Origin of the sequence: Streptomyces sp. NPDC053474, from assembly GCF_044544845.1 — a bacterium.
In the GTDB taxonomy this organism is placed as follows: Bacteria; Actinomycetota; Actinomycetes; order Streptomycetales; family Streptomycetaceae; genus Streptomyces.
In genome coordinates, this window is the sequence record NZ_JBITXV010000029.1 from 14,978 (window position 1) to 38,626 (window position 23,649).

General features: G+C 74.0%; 13 protein-coding genes. 6 read left to right on the forward strand and 7 right to left on the reverse strand.

Going from position 1 to position 23,649, the window contains the following annotated elements:
* Positions 1–5 precede the first annotated feature (5 nt).
* The 4 genes from ACIG3E_RS39670 to ACIG3E_RS39685 are packed head-to-tail and all read right to left on the reverse strand — an operon-like array spanning position 6 to position 7,631.
* A complete protein-coding gene (locus ACIG3E_RS39670) occupies positions 6–3,734 on the reverse strand; it encodes a hydantoinase B/oxoprolinase family protein (RefSeq protein WP_399625826.1) in 3,729 nt (1,242 codons plus the stop codon).
* A gap of 25 nt (positions 3,735–3,759) precedes the next feature.
* A complete protein-coding gene (locus tag ACIG3E_RS39675) occupies positions 3,760–4,167 on the reverse strand; it encodes a DUF742 domain-containing protein (protein WP_138958486.1) in 408 nt (135 codons plus the stop codon).
* A 9-nt stretch (positions 4,168–4,176) separates the two neighbouring features.
* On the reverse strand, positions 4,177–4,617 hold the full coding sequence (locus ACIG3E_RS39680) for a roadblock/LC7 domain-containing protein (protein ID WP_138958487.1): 441 nt from the start codon (positions 4,615–4,617) through the stop codon (positions 4,177–4,179).
* Positions 4,614–7,631 carry a nitrate- and nitrite sensing domain-containing protein gene (locus tag ACIG3E_RS39685; protein WP_399625829.1) on the reverse strand — a complete coding sequence of 1,006 codons (3,018 nt, stop codon included), beginning with the start codon at positions 7,629–7,631 and terminating at the stop codon, positions 4,614–4,616. The genes ACIG3E_RS39680 and ACIG3E_RS39685 overlap by 4 nt, the downstream gene beginning before the upstream one ends.
* A gap of 743 nt (positions 7,632–8,374) precedes the next feature.
* Here ACIG3E_RS39685 and ACIG3E_RS39690 point away from each other — a divergent pair.
* Positions 8,375–8,986, forward strand: coding sequence for a hypothetical protein (locus ACIG3E_RS39690; protein ID WP_399625878.1), 612 nt, complete (start codon positions 8,375–8,377; stop codon positions 8,984–8,986).
* A gap of 164 nt (positions 8,987–9,150) precedes the next feature.
* Here ACIG3E_RS39690 and ACIG3E_RS39695 read toward each other — a convergent pair whose 3' ends face one another.
* Together ACIG3E_RS39695 and ACIG3E_RS39700 are read right to left on the reverse strand one after the other, a co-directional pair.
* A complete protein-coding gene (locus ACIG3E_RS39695; RefSeq protein WP_399625831.1) occupies positions 9,151–10,539 on the reverse strand; it encodes an NAD(P)/FAD-dependent oxidoreductase in 1,389 nt (462 codons plus the stop codon).
* Positions 10,536–10,892: a bifunctional 3-phenylpropionate/cinnamic acid dioxygenase ferredoxin subunit gene (locus ACIG3E_RS39700; protein WP_399625833.1), complete on the reverse strand. Its 357-nt coding sequence runs from the start codon at positions 10,890–10,892 to the stop codon at positions 10,536–10,538. The genes ACIG3E_RS39695 and ACIG3E_RS39700 overlap by 4 nt, the downstream gene beginning before the upstream one ends.
* A gap of 790 nt (positions 10,893–11,682) precedes the next feature.
* On the opposite strand from ACIG3E_RS39700, the gene ACIG3E_RS39705 reads away from it, so the two are divergent.
* The 5 genes from ACIG3E_RS39705 (at position 11,683) to ACIG3E_RS39725 (ending at position 18,868) form a co-directional block, all read left to right on the forward strand.
* Positions 11,683–12,426 carry an IclR family transcriptional regulator gene (locus ACIG3E_RS39705; RefSeq protein ID WP_138966207.1) on the forward strand — a complete coding sequence of 248 codons (744 nt, stop codon included), beginning with the start codon at positions 11,683–11,685 and terminating at the stop codon, positions 12,424–12,426.
* Positions 12,427–12,829: 403 nt separating this feature from the next.
* Positions 12,830–13,915 carry an S-(hydroxymethyl)mycothiol dehydrogenase gene (locus ACIG3E_RS39710; protein ID WP_242715372.1) on the forward strand — a complete coding sequence of 362 codons (1,086 nt, stop codon included), beginning with the start codon at positions 12,830–12,832 and terminating at the stop codon, positions 13,913–13,915.
* 131 nt (positions 13,916–14,046) lie between these two features.
* Positions 14,047–16,497, forward strand: coding sequence for an FAD-dependent oxidoreductase (locus tag ACIG3E_RS39715; RefSeq protein WP_399625881.1), 2,451 nt, complete (start codon positions 14,047–14,049; stop codon positions 16,495–16,497).
* 66 nt (positions 16,498–16,563) lie between these two features.
* Entirely contained in the window at positions 16,564–17,742 is a 1,179-nt protein-coding gene (gene solA / locus ACIG3E_RS39720; protein WP_399625836.1) for an N-methyl-L-tryptophan oxidase, read from the forward strand.
* Between the two features lie 10 nt (positions 17,743–17,752).
* On the forward strand, positions 17,753–18,868 hold the full coding sequence (locus ACIG3E_RS39725) for an aromatic ring-hydroxylating dioxygenase subunit alpha (RefSeq protein WP_399625838.1): 1,116 nt from the start codon (positions 17,753–17,755) through the stop codon (positions 18,866–18,868).
* A 37-nt stretch (positions 18,869–18,905) separates the two neighbouring features.
* Here ACIG3E_RS39725 and ACIG3E_RS39730 read toward each other — a convergent pair whose 3' ends face one another.
* Entirely contained in the window at positions 18,906–23,585 is a 4,680-nt protein-coding gene (locus ACIG3E_RS39730; protein ID WP_399625840.1) for a hypothetical protein, read from the reverse strand.
* Positions 23,586–23,649 lie beyond the last annotated feature (64 nt).

Sequence of the window (23,649 nt, forward strand, 5' to 3'; positions counted from 1 at the left end):
CTGCATCAGTCATCAGTGGTGTCGCGTGCTTCAGTCGGGTCGGAGGGCGCCGGGCGGGCCTGCGCGGGTGGCGGGCCGTACCCGCCGCCTCCGGGGGTCTCGATCACGAGGACGTCACCGGGGCCCGCGTCCGCCGTGTCGCTGCCGTCGAGCCGTACGACGGTGCCGTCGGCGCGCTCGACGCGGCCCGAGCCCAGGGCTCCGGGCTCGCCGCCCGCCATGCCGTACGGCGCTACCCTGCGGTGCTGGGACAGCGTGGAGACCGTCATGGGCTCCCGGAAGCGGATGCGGCGTACGGCGCCGTCTCCGCCGCGCCAGCGGCCGTCGCCGCCGCTGCCGCGCCGTACGGCGAACTCGTCGAGCAGGACGGGCAGCCGCCACTCCAGGACCTCGGGGTCGGTGAGGCGCGAGTTGGTCATGTGGGTCTGTACGACGGGTGCCCCGGGGAAGCCGTCGCCCGCTCCGGACCCGGAGGCCACGGTCTCGTAGTACTGGTGGCGGTCGTTGCCGAAGGTGACGTTGTTCATGGTGCCGGAGCCCTCGGCCTGGACGCCGAGCGCCGCGTAGAGGGCGCCGGTGAGGGCCTGGGAGGTCTCCACGTTGCCCGCGACGACGGCCGCGGGCGGCTCCGGCGACAGGAACGTGCCGGGCGGAACGATGATGCGCAAGGGACGCAGACAGCCGTCGTTGAGGGGGATGTCGTCGGCCACCAGGGTGCGGAAGACGTACAGGACGGCCGCGTTGACCACGGCGAACGGCGCGTTGAAGTTGGTCGTCAGCTGGGGTGAGGTACCGGTGAAGTCGATCGTCGCCTCACGCTGTTCGCGGTCCACGGTGACACGGACCTTGATGACGGCGCCCGAGTCGGTCTCGTAAGCGAACTCACCCTCTTCTAGGGCGTCGATAACGCGGCGCACGGAGTCCTCGGCGTTGTCCTGGACGTGCCGCATGTACGCCTGGACGACGTCGAGCCCGAAGTTGTCGATCATGCGGGCGACTTCGTCGACGCCCTTCTGGTTGGCGGCGATCTGGGCCCGCAGGTCGGCGAGGTTCGTGGCCGGGTTGCGGGAGGGGTAGCGGGTCTCGGTGAGCAGGCGCGAGGTCTCGTCCTCGCGGAAGCGGCCGCCTTCGACCAGGAGCCAGTTGTCGAAGAGGATGCCTTCCTCGTCGATGGTGCGGCTGTGCGCGGGCATGGAGCCGGGCGCGATGCCGCCGATCTCGGCGTGGTGGCCGCGCGAGGCCACGTAGAAGAGGATCCGCTCCCCCGGGGTGTCGAAGACCGGGGTGATGACGGTGACGTCGGGGAGGTGGGTGCCTCCGTGGTACGGGTCGTTCACCGCGTACGTGTCGCCGGGGCGCATGGCGGCGCCTCGGCGGCGGATGACCTCCTTGACGCTGGTCCCCATGGAGCCCAAGTGCACGGGGATGTGCGGGGCGTTGGCCACGAGGCTGCCGTCCGGGTCGAACAGGGCGCAGGAGAAATCGAGCCTCTCCTTGATGTTGACCGACTGGGCTGTGGACTCCAGGCGGGCGCCCATCTGTTCGGCGATCGACATGAAGAGGTTGTTGAAGACTTCGAGGAGGACGGGGTCGGCCTCCGTGCTCGCGCGGGAACCCGCGGGCGCCGTCGCGCGTTCCATGATCAGGTGCCCGTCCTCGGTCGTCGCGGCCTGCCAGCCGTCGTCGACGACCGTGGTGGCACCGGCTTCGGTGATGATCGCGGGGCCTGTGACGGTCCGGCCGGGCGGCAGTTCCTCGCGGCGGTGCAGGGGGACGTCACGCCAGGCGCCGCCCGTGTGCAGGCGTACGGAGCGCGCAGGGGCCGTGGCGCCGGACGCGGTGGCGCCGCCGAGCCCGGAGAGGTCCGGGGGCTCGGTGAGGCCGGTGGCCTCCACGGAGAGGGCTTCGACGACGACGGGGCGGTCCAGGGCAAAGGAGTAGTGGGCGCGATGGCGTTCTTCGAAGGTGCGGCGCATCGCCTCCGGCTCGGTGAGCTCCACGGCGAGCGTGGTATCAGTGCCGTCGTAGCGCAGGTGCGCGCGGCGCGTGACGCGCACGCGGTCGGCGGGCACGTCCTCCGCGCGCAGCTCGGCGCGGGCGGCCTCCTCCAGGTCGTCGGCCGTCTTCAGGACGTGGTGCATCGCCGTGGCCTCCAGGGGTGCCTCGACGGACTGCTCGCGCATCGCCGTGGTGTCGGCGAGGCCGATGCCGAGGGCGGAGAGCACGCCCGCCATGGGAGGCACGAGGACGGTGCGGATGCCGAGCGAGTCGGCGACCATGCACGCGTGCTGCCCGCCCGCGCCGCCGAACGTCGTCAGGGCGTAGCGGGTGACGTCGTGGCCCTTCTGGACCGAGATGCGCTTGACGGCGGCCGCGATGTTGGCGACGGCGATCTGGAGATAGCCCTCGGCGACCTGTTCCGGCGTGCGGTCGTCGCCCGTGCTCCCGGTGATCTCGCGTGCCAGCGCGGCGAACCGCTCGCGGACGTGCTCCTCGTCCAGCGGCTGGTCGCCCTCGGGGCCGAAGACGTGGGGGAAGTGGGCCGCCTGGATGCGGCCGAGCGCGACGTTGGCGTCGGTGAGGGTCAGGGGGCCGCCGCCGCGGTAGCAGGCGGGGCCGGGGTCGGCGCCCGCCGAGTCGGGGCCCACGCGGTAGCGGCTGCCGTCGAAGTGCAGCACGGAGCCGCCGCCGGCGGCCACGGTGTGGATGTCGAGCATGGGGGCGCGCAGCCGCACGCCCGCGATCTGCGTGGTGAAGACGCGTTCGTACTCCCCCGCGTAGTGCGACACGTCCGTCGACGTGCCGCCCATGTCGAAGCCGATGACGCGGTCGAACCCGGCGAGCCGCGACATGCGGGCCATGCCCACGATGCCGCCCGCGGGCCCGGAGAGGATGGCGTCCTTGCCGCGGAACTGCCCGGCTTCCGCGAGTCCACCGTTGGACTGCATGAACATCAGGCGCACGCCGCTGAGTTCGTGGGCGACGTGCTCGACGTACCGACGCAGGACGGGCGAGAGGTAGGCGTCGACGACGGCGGTGTCGCCGCGCGGTACGAGCTTCATCAGCGGGCTGACCTCGCTGGACAGCGAGACCTGCGGAAAGCCGACGGCGCGGGCGAGCTCGCCGACGGCCCGCTCGTGGGCGGGGTACAGATGGCTGTGCAGGCACACGACGGCGACGGCGCGGATGCCGTCGTCGTAGGCCTGCCGCAACGGTCCGTCGAGCGCGTCCAGGTCGGGGGCGCGCAGCACCTCGCCGTCGGCGGCCACCCGCTCGTCGACTTCGAGCACGCGCGCGTAGAGCTCTTCGGGCAGGACGATCTCGCGCGCGAAGATCTGCGGGCGGTTCTGGTACGCGATGCGCAGGGCGTCGCGGAAGCCCCGGGTGATGACGAGCGCCGTGGGCTCTCCCTTGCGCTCCAGGAGGGCGTTGGTGGCGACGGTGGTGCCCATCCGGACGGCGTCGATCGGCACGGAGCGCGGATCTGCGGCGCGCAGGAGGTCCTGGGGGGCGCGCGGCCCATGGCTGTCGCCCGCGCTCGGCTCCTGAGCGCCCGTCGGCTCCAGGGCACCCGCTTCGACGAGGAGGTGCGCGATGCCCGCGACGGCCGCGTCCGCGTAGCGCGCGGGGTTGTCGGACAACAGCTTGTGGGTGAGGAGGCGGCCGTCCGGACGGCGCGCGACGACATCCGTGAACGTGCCGCCCCTGTCGACCCAGAACTGCCAGCCAGTCACGTCTCAATCCCCGCTTTCGCGCTGTTCAGAGCGCCCGGAGGCCGTCGATCACGTCGCGCAGAATACTCTCGTCCGGCAGCTCGGCGGGGGGTACGGGGCGGGTGACGTGCACCAGTTCGTCGTGGACGAGGTCGCCGATCAGAACGCGGATCACGCCAATCGGAAGGTCGAGTTCCGCGGCGAGTTCCGCGACGGACTGAGGGCTGTCGCGGCACAGGTCGACGATGTCCACGTGCTCCGGTGACAGCGTCTGGTCGGCTTCCGTGTCATCGGCGCGGGACTCCGCGACCACGACCGCGATCAGGTCGAGGCGGTGCTGGGCCGGGCTGGTGGTGCGTCCGCGCGTCATCGCGTACGGGCGCACCACAGGACCGGCGTCGTCGTCGAACCAGCGAGGCGTCGAGGGAGGGGCCTGACCGTCGTCGTCGCTCATGCCCTCCCACTACCCTCCCGTGGGCAGGTCGGTGCGCGGCGCCGAACCCAGGTGCACACCCACCCTCTTGACCAGCAGCGTCATCTCGTACGCCACCAGGCCGACGTCGGAGTCCGCGTCCGCGAGGACGGCGAGGCAACTGCCGTCGCCCGCGGCCGTGACGAAGAGGAACGCGTCGTCGAGCTCGACGACGGTCTGCCTGACCTTGCCCGCCTCGAAGTGGCGCCCGACGCCCTTGGCGAGGCTGTGGAAGCCGGACGCGACGGCGGCGAGGTGCTCGCTGTCCTCCCGGGTGAGGTTCTTGGACACGCCCGTCGGCAGGCCGTCGCCGGAGAGGACGAGCGCTTTGCGGATGCTGGCGACACGCTCCACCAGGTCGTCGAGGAGCCAGTTCAGCTCTCCCGCCGCCCCGGTCGCGGTGGTGCGTGCGTCGGCCTTCGGTGCGGTCATCGACCGTCCCCCTCAGATGTCGTTCCTGGTGCTGTGCCGTCAGGGGCGCTGTCGCCCGCGGCGTTCTCTTCGCGGCCGCGCTGCCAGCCGCGCTGGAGCGAGGCCATGCGGCTGCGTACCTCGTCGGCGTCGCGCTCGTCCGGCCTCCCGGCGGCCGGGGCGGTGGTGTCGCGTTCCGTGGAGCGGCCGGGGCCGTCCTTGAGCTGCGGGGCGAGGTTCGCCTGCCGGACCCTGCGCGGCAGCCCTCCCAGGGGAGGCCCCCCGGGGTCCTGGGGCGCCGTGCGGGGCGGCGTCTCGGTGCTGCCTGCGGCCCGGTCCATGGCGTCCCTGTCCGTCCTCGCCGCCCGGTCCGCACCGGGCGCTGTCTCCGTGCGGGTGGTGCTGCGCGGCGGGTCCGCCGCCGGACGCCGCCGGGGCAGCGGCCGCGGGTCCGCCTGGGGCTCGCTCCGCTCCGGGCGGGGCGGGGTCAGGTCGGGCCAGCTGTCGTCGAGGCGCGGGCGGCGGGGCGGTTCGAGGCCCGCGCGGTCGGCCGGACGGGTGTCGCGGGCGGGGCCGCGGCCGGGGCGCCCGTCCGGGGCCTCGCGGCGGGGCCGTACGTCGTCTCCGGTCTCGGCGGCGTCGAGGGCGTCCGTGTCGCGCGCGCGGGTCGGGCCGACGCGGCGGCCGTGCGAGGAGACCAGCTTCGGCGTGCTGCGGCGCGGCAGGGGAACCGTGGCCCCAGGAGGGCGCTCGTTGTCCAGGAGGTCGTCGCGACCGGAGGTTCCGTAGCCGACGGGGTCGGTGCCTCGGGCGGGCTCGTCGAGGACCGGTTCGCGCGCCTGCTGATGCTGCTCTCCGGGGGCATCGGTGGCGCGGCGGCGGGGGCGGAACAGGCCGCCGCGCTCGCTGTCGGCATCCTCCAGGTCACCGAATTCGCCGAGAGAGCCCGCAAAGCCCTCCAGGCTCGCCCCGCCGACCGGCGCCTCCAGTTCGACCGGTCCGTCCAGGATGGACGCGGGCAGGCCGGGAAGCTGGACGGGGACCTGGGCGAGGGCCGAGGCGCGGTCGCCCGCGGGCTCGCCGCCCACGGGCGTGGCGGGCTGCGGCCGGTCGAGGCGGAATCCGACGCCTCCGGTGTCGGGGACGTCGTCCGTGAGCAGGGACTCCGGGATGAAGACGACGGCGGTCGTGCCACCGTACGGGGAGGGCTGCAAGGAGACACGGACCCGCTGACGCTGGGCCAGACGGCTGACGACGAAGAGGCCGAGGCGGTCGGTGTCGGACAGTTCGAACTCAGGCGTCTCGGCGAGGCGGAGGTTGGCGTCGAGGAGGGCCTCGGACGCCATGCCGAGGCCCCGGTCGTGGATCTCCAGGGTGAAGCCGTTGGCCACGTGCTCCCCCAGGACCTGCACCGCGGTGTGCGGGGGCGAGAACACCGTGGCGTTCTCCAGGAGCTCGGCGAGCAGATGCGTGAGGTCGGCGACGGCGGGCCCGGTGACGGCGATCCGGGGCAGTCGGCGTACCTCGATGCGTTCGTAGTCCTCGACCTCGGCGACGGCCGCGCGGACGACGTCCATGAGCTGGACGGGCTTGCGCCACTGCCGGGAGGGCGCGGCGCCGGAGAGGATCACGAGGCCTTCGGCGTGCCGCCGCATGCGGGTGGTGAGGTGGTCGAGGCGGAACAGGTCGGCCAGTTCGTCGGTGTCCTCGGTCCTGCGCTCCATGGTGTCGAGGAGCGTCAGCTGCTTGTGCAGCAGGACCTGGCTGCGGCGGGCGAGGTTGACGAACACTTCGGAGACGCCGCGGCGCAGGTCGGCCTGTTTGACGGTGGCCTCGACGGCGGCGCGTTGCAGGGTGTTCATGGCCTGGCCGACCTGGCCGATCTCGTCCTTCTCGTAACTGAGGCGGGGGGCCTCGGTCTCCACGTCGACCTGCTCGCCCGCCGCGAGGCGCCGCAGCAGGCCGGGCAGGCGCACGCCGGACGCCTCGTGGGCCTCCAGACGCAGACGGCGCAGGTCGCGGATGAGACCGCGGCCGATGCGCACGGAGAGCACGATGGAGACGACCACGGCGAGCAGACCGACCACACCGGCGACGGCCAGCTGCACGATCACCTTGACGGCTTCGGGACGGGCCCGGTCGCGCAGCCTGTCGATGGCCGCGTCATTGCGCTCGGCGAGGCCGAGGAGGACCTTGTTCGCCTCCTGGTTCCAGTCGGATGAGGTGACCGCGCGCGGGGTGCCGGGGCCGGACTCCGCGAGGGTCTTCTCGGCGTCGCGCAGGCGGGCGGTCTCGGCGCCGTTCCAGTAACGCTCGTAGCGGGCGCGCTCGCCGTCGGGGAGCTGGGCGAGGCTGTTGTCGAGGAGCAGCGAGCGCTGCGCCATCAGGTCGGTGACCTGGCGGACCTCGGCCTTCGTGACGGTGCCCGTGGTCAGCGCCGAGGCGATCAAGGCGTCTTCGCGGGAGAGGAGTTCACGGGCCTGGTCGACGCCGACGAGGGCGCGGCTCTGCGCGGTGATGCTGACGTCGTCCAGGGCATTGAGCGTCGTCAGGAAGCCGTAGCAGGGGTCGGTGAGGCGCGTGTACATCTTCAGCGCCTCGTCGCGGCTGATGGTGCCTTCCCCGACGGTGCGGCGCAGGGCCCCGATGCCGTCGAAGGCGTCGAGGACCGCCGTCAGGCGTTCTTCCGAGCGGCCGTCGAGGACGTCCCGGGACTTGGAGTCCTTGGCGGCGGACCTGACCTTGGCGATGAGTTCGTCCGTGGCGTCGCGGCTGCTGCGCAGCGCGGCGAGCGCGTCCGACGCCCGCGGGTCCGCGAGGTGGATGAGCGTCTGACGCCGCTCCTCCTGGACCACTTGGACGGTGTCCTGGATGGGTTTGGCCAAGTCGTCGATGATGTACGCGGTGTCGATCAGCTTGTTGGCCTCACGCCCGGTCACAAACGTGGCGAAGCCCCAGATCGCCGTGAGGGACACGAGCGGCACGAGCAGCAATGCCACGATCTTCCGGCGGATCGACTTCCCGCGAAAGCGCATGGCCTCCCCTAGATCGGGCCCCATGCGGCCGCGCGAATGGCCCAGGGGCACGCATGTGCGTCAACAAACGGCGTGAGCCTACTACTGACACACGAGCAACTCGAAGACACGTCCGGACGCTTTTCAGCCGTGACGCGAAAAGGACGTCGGGAGTTGTCCGCCCATTGCGGGAGATTGCCTCCCGCCTGCGGCGCACCCCGCGCGCCCCCATCCCCCTTACACCGTGGGCCAGTTGGCCTGAAGTGTGCGCCAACGGCAACCGATCACTCTTCCGAGTGATGTCTCGTGCCGGGTGGGAATCATCGGCGGGGCCCGTTCGTCGATCAGTACGGAAGGTGAGCACGAGGTCGAATGGGGCGAATGGATGGACGGGGCGACCGAGTGGGGCGCACGGGCCTAACGGCGAGGTGCGCGGGACCGAGCAGCGAGGCGCACAGGACCGAGCGGCGATGTACGGCTTGGCGGGCGGCGTAAAGCAGCGTAAAACGGGCAGCAGCCAGAGAGTCGGACAGGAGACTCTCGGCGGCCGCGGGGCGCGGGACAGCGTGCGTGCGACACGCGTCGCGCCGTAAGGCAGCGGGGGGAGTGACGAGTTGATGAGCACAACGGAGCGCGACAAGACATCCGAGAAGCGCGCGAGCGGCGAATCGGCGAGGCTGGAGACGCAGTTGGCCACGCGACAGCAGGACGAGCGGGACGTGCCGGGGCAGCCCTGGCGGGCCGAGCGCGCACGCAGACGAGAGCTGCGCCGGGCCGAGCGCGACGACGAGGCAAAAGCAGGCGGTGCCGAGCCCCGGAGCCCGGAGAGGCCGAGGGCCGACCCTCGGGCCGCACCAGGACGCCCCGCCCCGGGGCAAGCAGGCCAGCGGAGAGCCGATGCCAGAGCAGCGGCCGTCGCCGCCACGCCAACGGGAGGCCACCGCTTGGGATACGACACATACGTGGGACACGACACCCAGGAGGCGCGGCGGCCCCTGTGGGTCGAGGAGCCCGCGACCCGGCCGCGCCTGCCGGACCCGGTGCGCACCGCCGCCGTACGGGCCGTGATCATCGTGGCGCTGACCCTCATTCAGGCGATGACGGCGTTCTTCTGCGCGATGGCCGGGTCCTGGCTGGCCTTCCCCATGGTCCTCAGCAGCGTCGCCAGCACGGTCGTGGCCACCTGGGGCGTCCTCGACGTCTGGGTGACCCGCCAGGTGTGGAGCCAGCGCAACGGCGTGGTGTCGGCACCCAACAGCACGGCACGCCAGCTCCGGCGCGAGCGGCGCAGGGCCCGCCGTGCGGCTCGTGCGGCCGCCCGCACCAAGGAGGGCATACGGGGGCGGGGCGCGGCGCGACAGCTGTCACACTCCTGACGGCGCGCCGCGTCTCGCTTCCCGCGCATCGTCGACTACCTGCTACCCACTAGCGGCTAGTGGCCATGGGCTGCGGGCTGCGGGCTGCGGGCTGCGGGCTGCGAAGGCCCAATCGGCGCTCGCCGGGCGGGTGTATCACCCGCCCCGGGCCGTGCGCGGCGCCGTCACGCCGAGGCCATGTGTCCGGCCCGTAGCTCTCTGCGGGCTCGCATGAACGCGCGCGGGCGGTCCACGGCCAGGACGGCCGTCGGGCGGCCCTCGTCCTCGTACACCGCTAGGAAGCCGCCGTCGTCCGGGGCGGGACCGCCCTCCCGCACTCGGACCGTGGCCGAGGCGGGGCGGTGGCCCGCGAACTGAATGCGGGAGCCGTACTGGTCCGACCAGAAGTAAGGGAGGGTGTTCACGGTCTCCACGGTGCGGGCGGCGAGCAAGTTGCGTACGGCTACGCGAGGTTGCTCCGTGGCGTTCGTCCAGTGCTCGGCGCGGACGCCACCGACGTGGGCGGCACTACCGCCACCGGCTCCAGCTCCAGCTCCAGCTCCAGCTCCAGCTCCAGCTCCAGCTCCAGCTCCAGCTCCGGCTCCGGCTCCGGCTCCGGCTCCGCCAACGCTGCCGAAGCCGACGCCGACGCCGACGCGGGCAACGTCCCCCACAGCCACGACCTGTGGCAGCGCCGTCACGCAGCCCTCGTCGCATGGGACTCCGCCGCGCAGCTCCCCGGCGCCGCCGTCGAGCGATGTGCCCTCCAGCCAGGCGGTGTTGGGCTGTGCTCCGATGCCGACGACCACCACGTCGGCGGGGAGCAGACGACCGTCGGCGAGTTCCACGGCGGCGACCCGGGCGCCAGGGCCGGGCACGGAGGCCGTGCGCGGTGCGGGGCGCAGGCCCGCCACGCCTGCGCCGGTGAGCAGTCGCGCACCACCCCGTCGGTGCAGGTCGGCGCAGAACGCAGCCATGTCAGCGCCCAGTTGGGGCACCAGCGGCAGCGGGGCGGCCTCCACGACGGTGACGTCGTGGCCGAGCGCCACGCACGAGGAGGCCGTCTCCGCGCCGATGAAACCGCCGCCGATCACCACGACCCGGCGGGGGCCGCGGGCCAGCGCGGCGCGCAGGGCGCGGGCGTCGTCGAGGGTGCGCAGGGTGTGGACGCCGGTGAGGGGTGGGCCCGGGAGGGGGCGGGCCCGCGCGCCGGTGGCGATGACGACGCCGTCGCCGACGACCGCGCGGCCGTCGGCGAGCAGCACCGTACGGCTGCCCGTGTCGAGCCCGCTCGCGGGGACGCCGAGGTGCCACTCGGCGTCCAGTTCCGCGAGTTCCTCGGCGTCGGCCAGGGCGAGGTCGAGCTCGGCGGCCGCGCCGGGACCCGGCCCGGTGGCAATGCCGGTGCCAGGCGAGGGGCCCGTGAGGAAGGTCTTGGACAAGGGCGGGCGGTCATAGGGAAGGTGAGGTTCCGCGCCGATGACGACGAGGCGGCCGTCGAAGCCCTGGGCGCGCAGCTCGCGGACCGCGTAGAGACCGGCGAGGGAGGCGCCCACGACGATGACCGTCCTCATGCGGCGGAGCCCTCCCCCGCCGCCGCGCCCGCCTCGGCCGGGGCCGAAGGGGCGCCCGTCACATGGACGTGGACCATGCCGTCCACGACGCTCACGCGGTGGGTGCGCACGGGGCGGCGCGCGGGCAGGCAGGTCGGTTGGCCCGTCCTGAGGTCGAACGAGGCGGCGTGCAAGGGGCATTCGACCAGGCAGCCCTCCAGCCAGCCCGCGGCGAGGGAGGCGTCCTGGTGGCTACAGGTGTCGTCGATGGCGTACAGGGCGCCGTCGGCGTTGAACACCGCGATGGGCGGGGTGGTGTCGAGGCGGACGGATTCGCCCGCGGGGAGCTCGTCGAGGCGGCAGACGGGAATCATGGCGTCCCTCTGGATCTCTCGGTCGTATGTGGTGGAAGGCTCGGATCGACGCGGGGCGGTCGGGCCGGAGCGGTGCTTGGCTCGGTTCCTCGGGTCCGGTGGGGCCTCGGGCTCCCGGTGGGGGGCGGGGCTTCTGGGCCTGGCCAAGGCCTTGGCCAGGCCCAGAAGTTGTGGCTTCGCTCAGGCTCGGAGGGATCAGGCTTCGGTCACTGGCTCGGAGGTTCAGGTCCCAGCTGGAGCGCGGGTTCCGGACTTGGCCGGGTGCACAGGCTCAGGAGGGGTCCGGCCGGGCCCGGAGGGTCGAGTCCGGCCAAGGTGCCAGGCCCCCGGCCAGGTCCGGCACCGGCAAGGTCCCACGCCTCAACTCCCGCCTGGAGCCCGCGGGAGCCCGCCGGAGCCCACCTGGGCCCACCTGGGCCCACCTGGGCCCACCGGAGTGTGGCCGCGATCCGGCCGCAGCGACAGCCGCCACGGCTATGGCCTCGACGCCAGCTCGACGCCCAGCCCTGTCAGGAGGCCCCAGCCCTGTCCGGCCCCGTTTCGACTGGGGACTCTTCGGTAACATGGAGTTCCATATGACGCACCACGTAGTGCTATGCGCAACAGAATCCGGTGGGACGCCCACGGAGTCAAGGGCTTCCCTGAGAAGCGGCTTCAACCGCCGCCGAGTGGTGAGAGTTGAGATATGACCCGCACGCCGAAAAGCCCTGACCAGAACGGTGAGCCGCGCCAGGACCAGCCCGGGGCGGGCAGATCCCGGGCGCGGCAGTCCGGGGCGGCCACGGGGTCGGTGCAGTCCGTGGACCGGGCCGTGAGCGTCCTGGAGATCCTCGCGCGGCACGGCGAGGCCGGGGTCACCGAGATCGCCGACGAGCTGGGCGTGCACAAGTCGACGGCGTTCCGGCTGCTCGGCGTCCTGGAGAACCGGGGCCTGGTCGGTCAGGCCAAGGACCGCGGCAAGTACTTCCTCGGCGCGGGCGTGCTGCGCCTCGCGGGCGCCGCGGCCGTGCGCATGGACATCTCCCAGGAGGGCGCCCCCGTCTGCCGCGCGCTGGCCGACGAGCTGGGCGAAACGGTCAACATCGCGGTCCTCGACGACGACGCCGCGGTCAACATCATGCAGGCGCGCGGCCCCGCGTCCGTGACCGCGCAGAACTGGCTCGGCCGCCGCACCCCGCTGCACGCCACCTCCAGCGGGAAGGTGCTGCTCGCCCATCTGCCGACGACGCTGCGCGAGGGCCTGGTCGCCCGGACGCTGCCACGGCTCACCGACCACACCGTGACCGGCACGGTGGCGCTGCGCGGCGAGTTGGAGACCGTCGTCGAGCAGGGCTTCGCGACGGCCGTGGAGGAGTTCGAGGTGGGGCTCGCCGCGGTCGCCGCGCCGGTGCGGGCGCACGACGGCAAGGTGATCGGGGCGCTCAGCGCGTCCGGGCCGGTGTACCGGCTGACCGAGGACCGGCTCACCGAGCTCGCCAAGCGCACGGTCGCGGCGGCCGTGGACCTGTCCCGCCGCATGGGCTACGGCCTCTGAGCCACAGGCCGGGACGAGGCACCGCCGCCACACCACCGCAGGCCAACTCGGCGGCCCCGGCCTTCACGGCACCGCCCGGAGGTCACCCGGCCCCGCTGCCACCCTCCGCCGCACCGCCCGGAAGCCCCCCCAGCCCCGCTGCCCCCCTCCGCCCCACCGCCCACAGCCCCGAGGGGCACCCGGCAACACCGCCCGGCCGCCCCACCGTCAGGCCTCCCGCCACACCGCGCCCCGAAGCCGCCCCGGCCTTTTCCCAGGCCTTCGCGTCCGCCCCTTGACGACCCCTTGACGGCCCCTTGATGCCGCTCGCACGATGTTCCTGATAGCGCAACGAACTGTGGAGTACGCAACAACAGCCGCGTTTGCGCGGAGTCGCGCAACGGTCCCGCAGAGGAGCCTGGCCGTGCCACACGAGGTCCGTGGCGTCGTCGCCGCGAAGAAGGGCGCACCCGTCGAGGTGCAGACGATCGTCGTGCCGGACCCCGGACCGGGCGAGGTACTCGTCTCCGTGCAGGCCTGCGGGGTCTGCCACACCGATCTGCACTACCGGGAGGGCGCGGTCGGCGACGGCTTCCCGTTCCTGCTCGGGCACGAGGCCGCCGGGACGGTCGAGGCGGTCGGCGAGGGCGCCGAGGGCCTGCGACCCGGCGACTACGTGGTCATCGCCTGGCGCGCCCCGTGCGGAACGTGCCGCTCCTGTCTGCGGGGCCGCCCCTGGTACTGCTTCGACTCCCGCAACGCGGCCCAGCCCATGACGCTCCTCGACGGCACCCCGCTCACCCCCGCGCTCGGCATCGGCGCGTTCGCGCAGAAGACCCTGGTCGCGGCGGGTCAGGCCGTGAAGGTCGACCCGGCGGCGCGTCCGGAGGCGGCGGGCCTCATCGGCTGCGGGGTGATGGCCGGGTACGGAGCCGCCGTGCACACGGGCGGCGTACGCCGCGGCGACACCGTCGCCGTCATCGGCTGCGGCGGCGTGGGCTGCGCGGCGATCGCGGGGGCCGCGCTCGCCGGAGCCAGACGCGTCATCGCGGTCGACGTCGACGACGCGAAGCTCGACGGCGCGACGCGGTTCGGGGCGACGGACACGGTCAACTCCCGTGGCACGGAACCGGTGGCGGCGGTGCGCGGGCTCACCCGCGGCTTCGGCGTCGACGTGGCGATCGACGCGGTGGGCATCCCCGACACCTATCGCCAGGCCTTCTACATGCGCGACCACGCGGGCACCCTCGTCCAGGTCGGCGTACCCGACCCGGCGATGACCATCGAGCTGCCGCTGATCGACCTCTTCTCCCGTGGCGGTGCGCTCAAGTCCTCCTGGTACGGCGACTGCCTGCCCACGCGGGACTTCCCGATCCTCGTCGACGAGTACGTGCGCCGCAGACTGGACCTCGGCGCCTTCGTCAGCGAACGGATCGCCCTCGACCAGGTCGAGGCGGCCTTCGACCGGATGCGGGAGGGCACGGTGCTGCGCTCGGTGGTGGTCCTGTGACGGCCGCGCCGGACAGGGCCCGCAACGCCCCGCGGCAGGACACGCCGACCGCCCCCCAGCGCGGCACGGCGAAGGCCACCGCCTCCACCCCGCACGAGCACCCCCACGGCCCTCGCGGCCCCCGCGTCGTCATCATCGGCGCCGGAATCGTCGGCTGCTCCCTCGCCGACGAGCTCACCGCGCGCGGCTGGAGCGATGTCACCGTCCTCGAACAGGGGCCACTGCCCGCCCCGGGCGGCTCCACGTCGCACGCGCCCGGGCTCGTATTCCAGACCAGCCCGTCCAAGACGCTGAGCGAGTTCGCCGCCTACACCGTGCGGAAGTTCAGCTCCCTGACCGTCGACGGGCTGCCCTGCTTCCACCCCGTCGGCGGCCTGGAGCTCGCCACCACGCCGGAGCGCTGGGCCGATCTGCGCCGCAGGGCCGGGCTCGCCGCGTCCTGGGGCGTTCGCGCGCGGCTCGTCGGCCCCGAACGGTGCGCGGAGCTGTGGCCGCTGCTCGACAGCGGGCAGGTCCTCGGCGGCCTGCACACGCCCGACGACGGGCTCGCCCGGGCCGTGCCCGCCTGCCGCGCGCAGATCGACCGGGCCACCCGGCGCGGTGCCCGCTTCCTCGACCGGCACACCGTGACCGGCATCGAGCGCGCCGAGGGCCGGGTCACCGGCGTGGTCACGGACCGCGGCACGTTCCCCGCCGACCGCGTGGTGTCGGCCGCGGGCTTCTGGGGCCCGGTGATCGGACGGATGGCGGGCGTCGACGTGCCGCTGCTGCCGCTCGCCCACCAGTACGCGAAGACGCGCCCGCTGCCCGAGCTCGCGGGCGTCAACGACCCGCGCACGGAGGCCTCCCGGCCCATCCTCCGGTTCCAGGACAGGGATCTGTACTTCCGTGAGCACACCGACCGCATCGGCATCGGCTCGTACGCCCACCGGCCGCTGCCCGTCGACCCGTTCACGGTCGACTCGTACGACGAGGCGGCCGGGCGCGGCCGTGCCGTGCCCGCGATGCCGTCGGTGCGCCCCTTCACCGAAGAGGACTTCGCACCGAGCTGGCAGGACTGCTGCGGTCTGCTGCCCGCGCTCAAGGAGTCGGCGGTCGACGAGGGTTTCAACGGCGTCTTCTCCTTCACTCCCGACGGCATGCCCCTGCTCGGCCCGTCCCCGGCGCTGCGCGGCTTCTGGCTCGCCGAGGCCGTGTGGGTCACGCACTCGGCAGGCGTAGCCAAGGCGGTCGCCGAGTGGATGGTCGACGGCAGGCCCTCGACGGACGTGCACGACTGCGACCTGACGCGCTTCGAGGACGCGCAGCACTCCCCCGCGTACATCGCGCGGCGCGGCGCCCAGCAGTTCGTCGAGGTCTACGACGTGATCCACCCGCAGCAGCCGATCGACCAGCCGCGGCCGCTGCGCGTCAGCCCCTTCTACGCCCGCCAACTCGAACTGGGGGCGGTGTTCCTGGAAGGCGGCGGCTGGGAGCGCCCGCACTGGTACGAGGCGAACGCGCCGCTCACCTCGGGCCTGGAGCTGCCCGCGCGGGACGCCTGGTCCGCCCGCCACTGGTCACCGGTCGCCGCCGCCGAGGCGCGGGCGACACGCGAACGCGTCGCGCTGTACGACATGACGCCGCTGCGCCGCCTGGAGGTCACGGGCCCCGGCGCCCTGGCCTTCCTCCAGCGCATGACCACCAACAACCTTCACAAGAAGCCCGGTTCGGTCACCTACACCCTCCTTCTCGACGAGGCGGGCGGCATCCGCTCCGACCTGACCGTGGCACGGCTCGCCCCCGACCACTTCCAAGTCGGCGCCAACTCCCCCGCCGATCTCACCTGGCTACTGTGGCACGCGCCGGACGACGTCCACATCAGGGAGATCACCCAGGGGACGTGCTGCGTCGGCGTCTGGGGTCCGCGCGCCCGCGCGCTGGTGCAGCCGCTCACCCGCGACGACTTCTCGCACCGGGCCTTCGGCTACTTCAAGGCCCGGCGGACGCACATCGGCGACGTCCCGGTGACGGCCCTGCGCCTGAGCTACGTCGGGGAACTCGGCTGGGAGCTGTACACCACCGCCGACCTGGGCCTGCGCCTGTGGGACACGCTGTGGGAAGCGGGCCGGGACCTCGGCGTCGTCGCGGCCGGGCGGTCCGCCTTCACCAGCCTGCGCCTGGAGAAGGGCTACCGCGCCTGGGGCCAGGACATGACCACCGAGCACGACCCCTACGAGGCCGGGCTCGGCTTCGCCGTACGCCAGGACAAGGGCGACTTCGTCGGCCGCGCGGCCCTGCGGGAGCGCGGCCCCGCCCCCCGAAGGCTGACGCCGCTGCTCCTCGACGACCCGGCCGCCGTCGTCCTCGGCAAGGAGCCCGTGTACGTCGAGGACGCCCCGGCCGGAGTCGAGGGCACCCCGGCCGGATACGTCACCAGCGCCGCGTACGGCTACACGCTGGGCCGCTGCGTCGCCTACGCCTGGCTGCCGCCGCTGCCCGCCGGAACGCCCGTCCACATCGAGTACTTCGGCGAGCGCCTGCCCGCGACGGTCGCCGACGAACCCCTCTTCGACCCCGAGATGACCCGCATCCGCTGCTAGCCACCCCTCGGCCCCGCGCCGTCCTCCCCCGCTCTTCCCGCCCCGTCGCCCTCCCTTGGAGACCGCATGTCCCGCACCACCCCCACGTACGACGTGATCGTGATCGGTCTGGGCGGCATGGGCAGCGCCGCCGCCCATCACCTGTCCGCGCGCGGGGCCCGCGTCCTCGGCCTGGAGCGGTTCGGCCCCGTGCACCAGCGCGGCTCCAGCCACGGCGGCTCCCGGGTCACGCGCCAGTCGTACTTCGAGGACCCCGCGTACGTACCGCTGCTGCTGCGCGCGTACGAGCTGTACGAACAGGTGGAGCGGGACACCGGGCGCGAGATCGCGATCCTGTGCGGCGGTGTGATGGTCGGCCGTCCGGACGGGCGCGTCGTCTCCGGGGCGCGGCTGTCCGCCGAGACGTGGGGACTGCCGCACGAGATGCTCGACGCCCGCGAGATCCGCCGCCGCTTCCCGACGCTCACGCCCCGCGCCGACGAAGTGGCGCTCTTCGAGCGGCGCGCGGGCCTGCTGCGGCCGGAGAACACCGTCGCCGCGCACCTCCAGCTCGCCACCCGGCAGGGCGCCGAGCTGCGCTTCGAGGAGCCGGTCGTGCGGTGGGAGCCGTGTGGGGGCGGCGTCCGCGTGCACACGCCCGAGGACACGTACACCGCGGGCCAGTTGGTGATCTGCCCCGGTGCCTGGGCGCCCGAGCTGCTCGCGGACCTCGGGGTGCCGTTCACGATCGAGCGGCAGGTCATGTACTGGTTCCAGCCGACCGGCGGCGTCGGCCCCTTCCTGCCCGCACACCATCCGATCTACGTGTGGGAGGACCCGGAGGGCGTCCAGGTGTACGGCTTCCCGGCGATCGACGGTCCCGAACTCGGCGCGAAGGTCGCCTTCTTCCGCAAGGGCGACGTCTGCACCCCTGACACCATCGACCGCACGGTCCACCCGCACGAGGCCGCCGCGATGGCCGACCACATGTCCCGCCAGATCCCCCTGCTTCCCGGGCGCCTGCTCAAGGCCGCAACCTGCATGTACACCACGACGCCCGACGAGCACTTCGTCATCGCCCGGCACCCCGCCCACCCGGAGTCGGTGACGGTCGCCTGCGGCTTCTCCGGGCACGGCTTCAAGTTCGTGCCGGTCGTCGGCGAGATCCTCGCTGACCTGGCGCTCGACGGCGCCACCGCGCACCCCGTCGAGCTGTTCGACCCGCGCCGGATCACCGGCCAGCTGCCCGCCGCGGCGCCCGCTTAGGAGGACCGACGTGACGACCCAGGTGTCCAGGAGTCTCATCGCGACCCTGCCCGGCCGCTCGTACACCGACCCCGAGGTCTTCGCGCGCGAGCAGGAGCGCGTCTTCGAGGCGCTGTGGGTGTGCGCCGTACGCGCCGCCGACCTCGACAGACCCGGCACGTACCGCACCGTCCAGGTCGGCCGCGAGAGCGTCCTGGTCACCCGTGCCCGCGACGGCGCACTGCGCGCCTTCCTCAACGTCTGCCGCCACCGGGGCGCCCGGCTGTGCGCCGACGACGCGGGCGAGGTGCGGCGCGGCCTGCGGTGCCCGTACCACGCCTGGACGTACGACCTGGACGGCAAGCTCGTCGCGGCGCCGAACCTCACCGGGATGCCCGACGTCGACCGGACCGCGTACGGCCTGGTGGCGGTGGCGCTGCGGGAGTGGCTCGGCTACGCCTGGGTGTGTCTGGCCGACGAGCCGCCGTCCTTCGAGGAGACCGTGGTCGGCGCCGTCACCGCGCGGCTGGGCGACCCGGCGGCCGTCGAGCGCTACCGCCTCCAGGACCTGGCCCTCGGACGGCGGGTGCGCTACGACGTGCGCGCCAACTGGAAGCTGATCGTCGAGAACTTCATGGAGTGCTACCACTGCGCGACCATCCACCCCGAACTGACCGACGTGCTTCCGGAGTTCACCGACGGCTTCGCCGCGCAGTACTACGTCGGGCACGGCGCGGCCTTCGGCGACGGGGTGCGCGGCTTCACCGTCGACGGCAGCGCGGGCTTCGGGCGCCTCCCGGGGGTCGCCGACGAGCAGGACCGCCGCTACTACGCGATCACCGTCAGGCCGACGGCGTTCGTGAACCTCGTACCGGACCACGTGATCCTGCACCGCATGGTCCCGCTGGCCGCGGACCGCACGGTCGTCGAGTGCGACTGGCTGTACGCACCCGACGTCGTGGCCTCCGGCGCCGATCTGTCGAAGTCCGTGGAGCTCTTCCACCGGGTCAACGAGCAGGACTTCGCGGCGTGCGAGCGCACCCAGCCCGCGATGAGCTCCCGCGCCTACCGGCACGGCGGGGTGCTCGTGCCGACCGAACACCACATCGGGGAGTTCCACGACTGGGTGACCCGACGGCTCGCCTGAACAGCACCCCCCAGAGAGGCCGCAGCCCCGTGCGCCCTCAGGTCGTCACGGGCCGCTTGTACATCCGCGTCGCCGTGATCTCCCCGTGCACGGTCTCCTCGGCCGGGGCCTGCTGCTCCTGCGGCAGGCCGGGGCGCAGATGCTCCTCGACGCTGATGTACTTCAGGCCCGCCCGCAGGTCAGCGTCGTTGCGCAAGCGGATGACCAGCGGGAACTCGGCAAGCGCGGTCGTGTCGAACAGCCCCGTGGTGTACAGCAGCTGCACGCCGAGGGCGTCCGACACGGCCCGCTGGAGCTCCAGGAGGTACGTGGCGTTGGCGCGGCCGATGGGGTTGTCGAGGAACAGGGTGCCCGCGTGGCGGTGCTTGTCGCGGCCCCGGTCGTTCGACCGCAGGGCGGCCATCGTGCAGTACAGGGCGATGGCGGCGGTCAGCAGCTGGCCGCCGGAGAACACGTCGCCCATCTGGCCGACGGGGACGCGCTCGGCGCGCAGCACCGCGTCGGGCTTGAGGATCTCCACGGCGATGCCGCGCGGCTCAAGGGCGGCCTGAACTCCCCTGAGCAGCAGGGACATTCCGTCCCTTCGCAGGTCGGAGTTCTTCTTCACGGCCGCGCGCGTGGCCTCGTCGATGACCACGCCGAGGCGCTCCACCAGGGTGGCCTGGTCGGGCTCCTCGAAGCGGATGCGCAGGAACTCCTGGCCCGACCACTCGCCGAGGCCTTCGGGGAGCCGGGACAGGCGCTGGGCGGACCTGAGGGTGGCGAGGGCCGACTCGACGAGGCCGCGCAGCCGGTCGACGATGCTGTCGCGGTTGCGCTCCAGCTGCTCCAGCTCGTCGGTGAGGACGCGCAGGCGGGGCGCGAAGGCGTCCGCCCACTTCTTGGCGTGCTCGGGCAGCGCCGCGGCGGGCAGCTCGCGGATCTGCTGGCGGGCGGGGGTGCGGACCTGTTCGTAGCGGGTGGAGTTGGCGTGCCGGACGAGGATGTCGCTGGCCTCGCGGACGGCCGTCTCGGCGGCGGACAGGTCGGCGGCGCAGCCGCGCAGCGAGCGGCGGGCCTCGGCGGCGGCCTGCCGGGCCTCCTCCAGGGTGCCGGGGTAGGGCTCGGGCTGCTCGTCGCCGTCCCCGTCGGGGTGCTCGCGCAGCAGGTCGCGCAGGAGCGCGGCCGTCTCGTCGAAACCTCCGGCCGCGTCCTCGGTGGCGCGGTGGGTGCGCAGCAGCGCGGCGTGCGCCTCCTTGGCCCGGGTCAGGGCCGCGCTGTGGGCGGCCAGTTCGCCCGTGGCCGTGCGCAGCAGCGCCTGGGCGTGCTCGGCGTCGGCGGGCACCAGCTCGGCGGGCAGCTCGGTGTGCGCGTCGCCGTCCTCGGGCGCGTGCCGCTCGGCCTCGCCGCGCAGTCGGCCGAGCTGCTCGCTGGCGGCGGACGCGCGGGACTCGATGAGCTGGACCTGCGCCTCCGCGCGCGCGGAGGCGGCCTGCCGGGAGGGGCCGTCGGCGCCGTCGGTGCCTTCGAGGAGCTGGGCGGCGCGGGTGCGCACCTTGTTGCTGAGCCGGTCGAGCTCGGCGAGGGCGGCGGACTCGTCGCTCTCGGCGCGGGCCTGCTCGGCGCGCAGGTCGGCCCCGACACCGACCTTCTCGTAGAGCTGCGAGGCCGCGCGGTAGGCCTCGCGCAGCGCGGGCAGCGAGGTCTTGGGGGCCTCCTCGTCGAGGGCGATGTCCTCGGGAGCACCGGCGATCTCGGCGCGCTCGGCGCGCAGCGCGCGGGCGGTGCGGCGGGCGTCGTCGGCGGCGCGCTGCGCGGCACGGCGGTCCTCGTCGGCGGCGCGGGCACGGTCGAGGCAGGCCTGGGCGCGGGCCTCGAACTCCACGGCCTCGTCGGCCAGTTCGCGCAGTTTCGTCTGCCACCCGGCGCGCTCGCGCAGCCGGAACGCCAGGCCCGCGAGCGCGTCGGCGGCGCGGCGGGCGCGCTGGGCGGCCTCCTGCCGCTCGTCGCGCACGCGCGCGGCGTCGCCCGCGACCTCGTCGGCCTCGGCGCGCGCGGTACGGGCCTCGGCGAGCTCGGCCTCGGCCTCCTCGGCGAAGGAGCGGGCCGCGCGCGCGGCGGCGGCCAGCTCGGCGAGGCGTCCGGCCGGGCAGCCGGAGCGCCAGGACGCGAGCCGCGCGGCCAGCTCCCGGTCCTTGGCCAGGCGCTGGGCGAGGACGCGGATCTCGTCGTCGCGCCGGGTGGCGCGGGCGCGCAGGGCCTGCCGCTCCTCGTCGGCGGCGTGCTCGTCGTGCATGGCCGGGTTCGGCGGTACGAGGAAGACGTCGCCGTCGGCTTCCGCGTCGGCCGCGGGGGCCGGGGCGAGGAGGGCGGCGGCGGTGCCGACGGCGACCGTCGAGCGCGGCAGCAGGGCGGCACCGGAGAGCGCCTCGCGGGCCCGCACGTGCGTGTCGGGGTCGGTGATGATGACGCCGTCGACGAGCTCGGGCCGGGCCGCGAGCACGCGCGCGTGGTCGGTGGGGTCGACGGCCTGGGCCAGATAGCGCCAGCCGGGCAGCGCGGGGATGCCGTGCTCGCCGAGGAACTCGACGGTGGCCAGGACGTCGGGCCCCGGCGGCAGCAGCCCGCCGTCGCCGAGCGCGCCGAGGATGCGGGAGTCGTCGGCGGCGGCGGTGCGCAGCTCGAACAGCTGCCGCTCGGCGGCGGCCACCCCGTCCTCCAGGAGGACGCGCAGATCGTCGGCGCAGTGGTCGAGGTGCTCGGCGGTGAGGGGCTCGTCGGCGCGGCCTTCGGGGTCCGCGGGCGCCTCGCTCTCGGGCGTGCCGCCGGTGGCGTCGACGGCCGCGCGGCGCGGCTGCGGCACCCCGGCGCCGGGCGTGCCCGCGCTCGCGGTGCCGGGCAGGCCGAGGAGTTCCGCGAGCCGCTCGTCGCTCGCGAGGGACTCGGCGGTGCGCCGCTCCCCTTCGTACGCCTGCTCGGCGGCCGTCGCGGCGTCGGCGGCGCGGGCAGCCGTCAGCTCGGCGCGGGCCTCCGCGGCGGCGGCCTCCTTGGCGTGCTCGGCGGCCCGGCTCCCGGCCTCGCGGGCAGTGTCCCAGGCGGCGACCGCGGACTTCTCGGCGTCGCTCGCGGCGAGCGCGGCGCGCGCCGGGTCGGCGTCGGGCTCGCTGTCGTCGAGCCAGCCCGCGCGGACGGCCTCTGCGGTCTCCTGCTCGACCTCGGCCAGGCGCTGGCGCAGGTGGCCGGTCTCGCTGCGGGCGCGCTGCGCCTCGGTCGCGGCGGCGGTGGCGTCGCGGTGGGCGGCCTCGCCGGTCTCCTGGAGGACGGCGGAGCGCTCCTCCTCCTCGTTCGCGTGCGCCTCGGCTCCCTCGGCCGCCGTGTGCAGCGCCCGTACGAGGTCGGCGGCGGCCTTGGCGCGGGCGGCGAGCGCGGGGGCCGCGTCCCGCTCGGCCTCGCGGATGGCGGCGGCCACGCGCGCGGAGCGGTCGGCGGCCGCCCGGTGGCGCAGGACGGCCTCGGCGGCCTGCCACGCCGCGTGCAGGGTGCGGGCGTCGGCCAGCTCGCGGCGCTGGGCGGTGGCGGCCTTCTCGGCGACGGTCAGCGCCAGGGAGGCGTGCCGGTAGGCCAGTTCGGCGGAGATGAGCGCGGAGCGCTCGCGGGCCTGCTCGGCCGTGGTGACGGTGTGCGCGGCGGCCGTGACCTGCTCGGCGAGGTCGGCGGCGCGGCCGCGCTCCTCGACGCCGCGGGCGGACAGGCGCCGGGCGAGGGTGCGGGTGCGCCGCTCGGCGCCCGCGTGCACCTCACGTGCGCGTGCCCGGGTCTCGGCGGCCTCGACGATGCGGCCGAGCAGGTCGACGGAGCCCGCGGTGAAGTCCCGCTCGGCGATCAGCTCGGCGCGGCGGCCCAGCTTGTTGCCGAAGCCGTGGACGAGGTCGGCGAGGCCGTCCGTGTCGCGCGTGTCCGTGACGGCGCGCAGCAGCAGGTCGGTGAAGTCGGAGTCCTTCTTGACGGCGAACAGGCCCGCGGCCTCGCCCTCGTCGGCGTTCATCTCGCGCTGGTAGCGGAAGAGTTCGGGGTCGAGGCCCAGGTCGCCGAGGTGTTCGTTCCACCGGTCGTGGATCTCTTCCCAGTGCACTTCGAGGTGCGGGTACGCCTTGCCCGCCTCCGTCAGGGCGTCCCGGAAGCCCTTCATGGTGCGGCGGCGGCCCTGCGCGCCGGACGCGCCCTCCGCGGCGGCCCTGACGGCGGTGGACTCGGCGACGGGCAGCGAGTCCAGGCTCATGCCGGGGCCCGGCCGGAAGGAGTACCAGGCCTCGGCGAACTTCCGCGGGTCGTTCGAGACCTGGCGGCCGCGCCACTCGCTGACCTTGCCGACGACGACGCACTCGCCGGTCAGCGTGTGCTGCCACTCCAGGGCGACGTGGCCGCAGTCGTCGGCCAGCAGGAACTTGCGCAGGACGCCGGAGCTGGCGCCACCCAGGGTGTTGCGGTGGCCCGGGAGCATCACCGAGAAGATCAGCTTGAGCAGGACCGACTTGCCGCCGCCGTTCTCCAGGAAGAGCACGCCCGCGGGCGCGGGCCTGCGCGGCGGGCCGACCGGCTCCTCCTCGAAGAACTCCGCCTGCGCGGGCGCGGGGTCGGGCACCACCTCGCCGACGCCGCGCAGGTCGAGGACGGTGTCGGCGTAGCGGGCACCGGCAGGTCCGATGGAGTAGAGGCGGACCCGGGACAGCTCGTACATGGCGGCGGACTCTCGTCGTAAGTCGGTGACTCGTGCGGAACGGCGGGCGGTGGGGGCGAGCCCC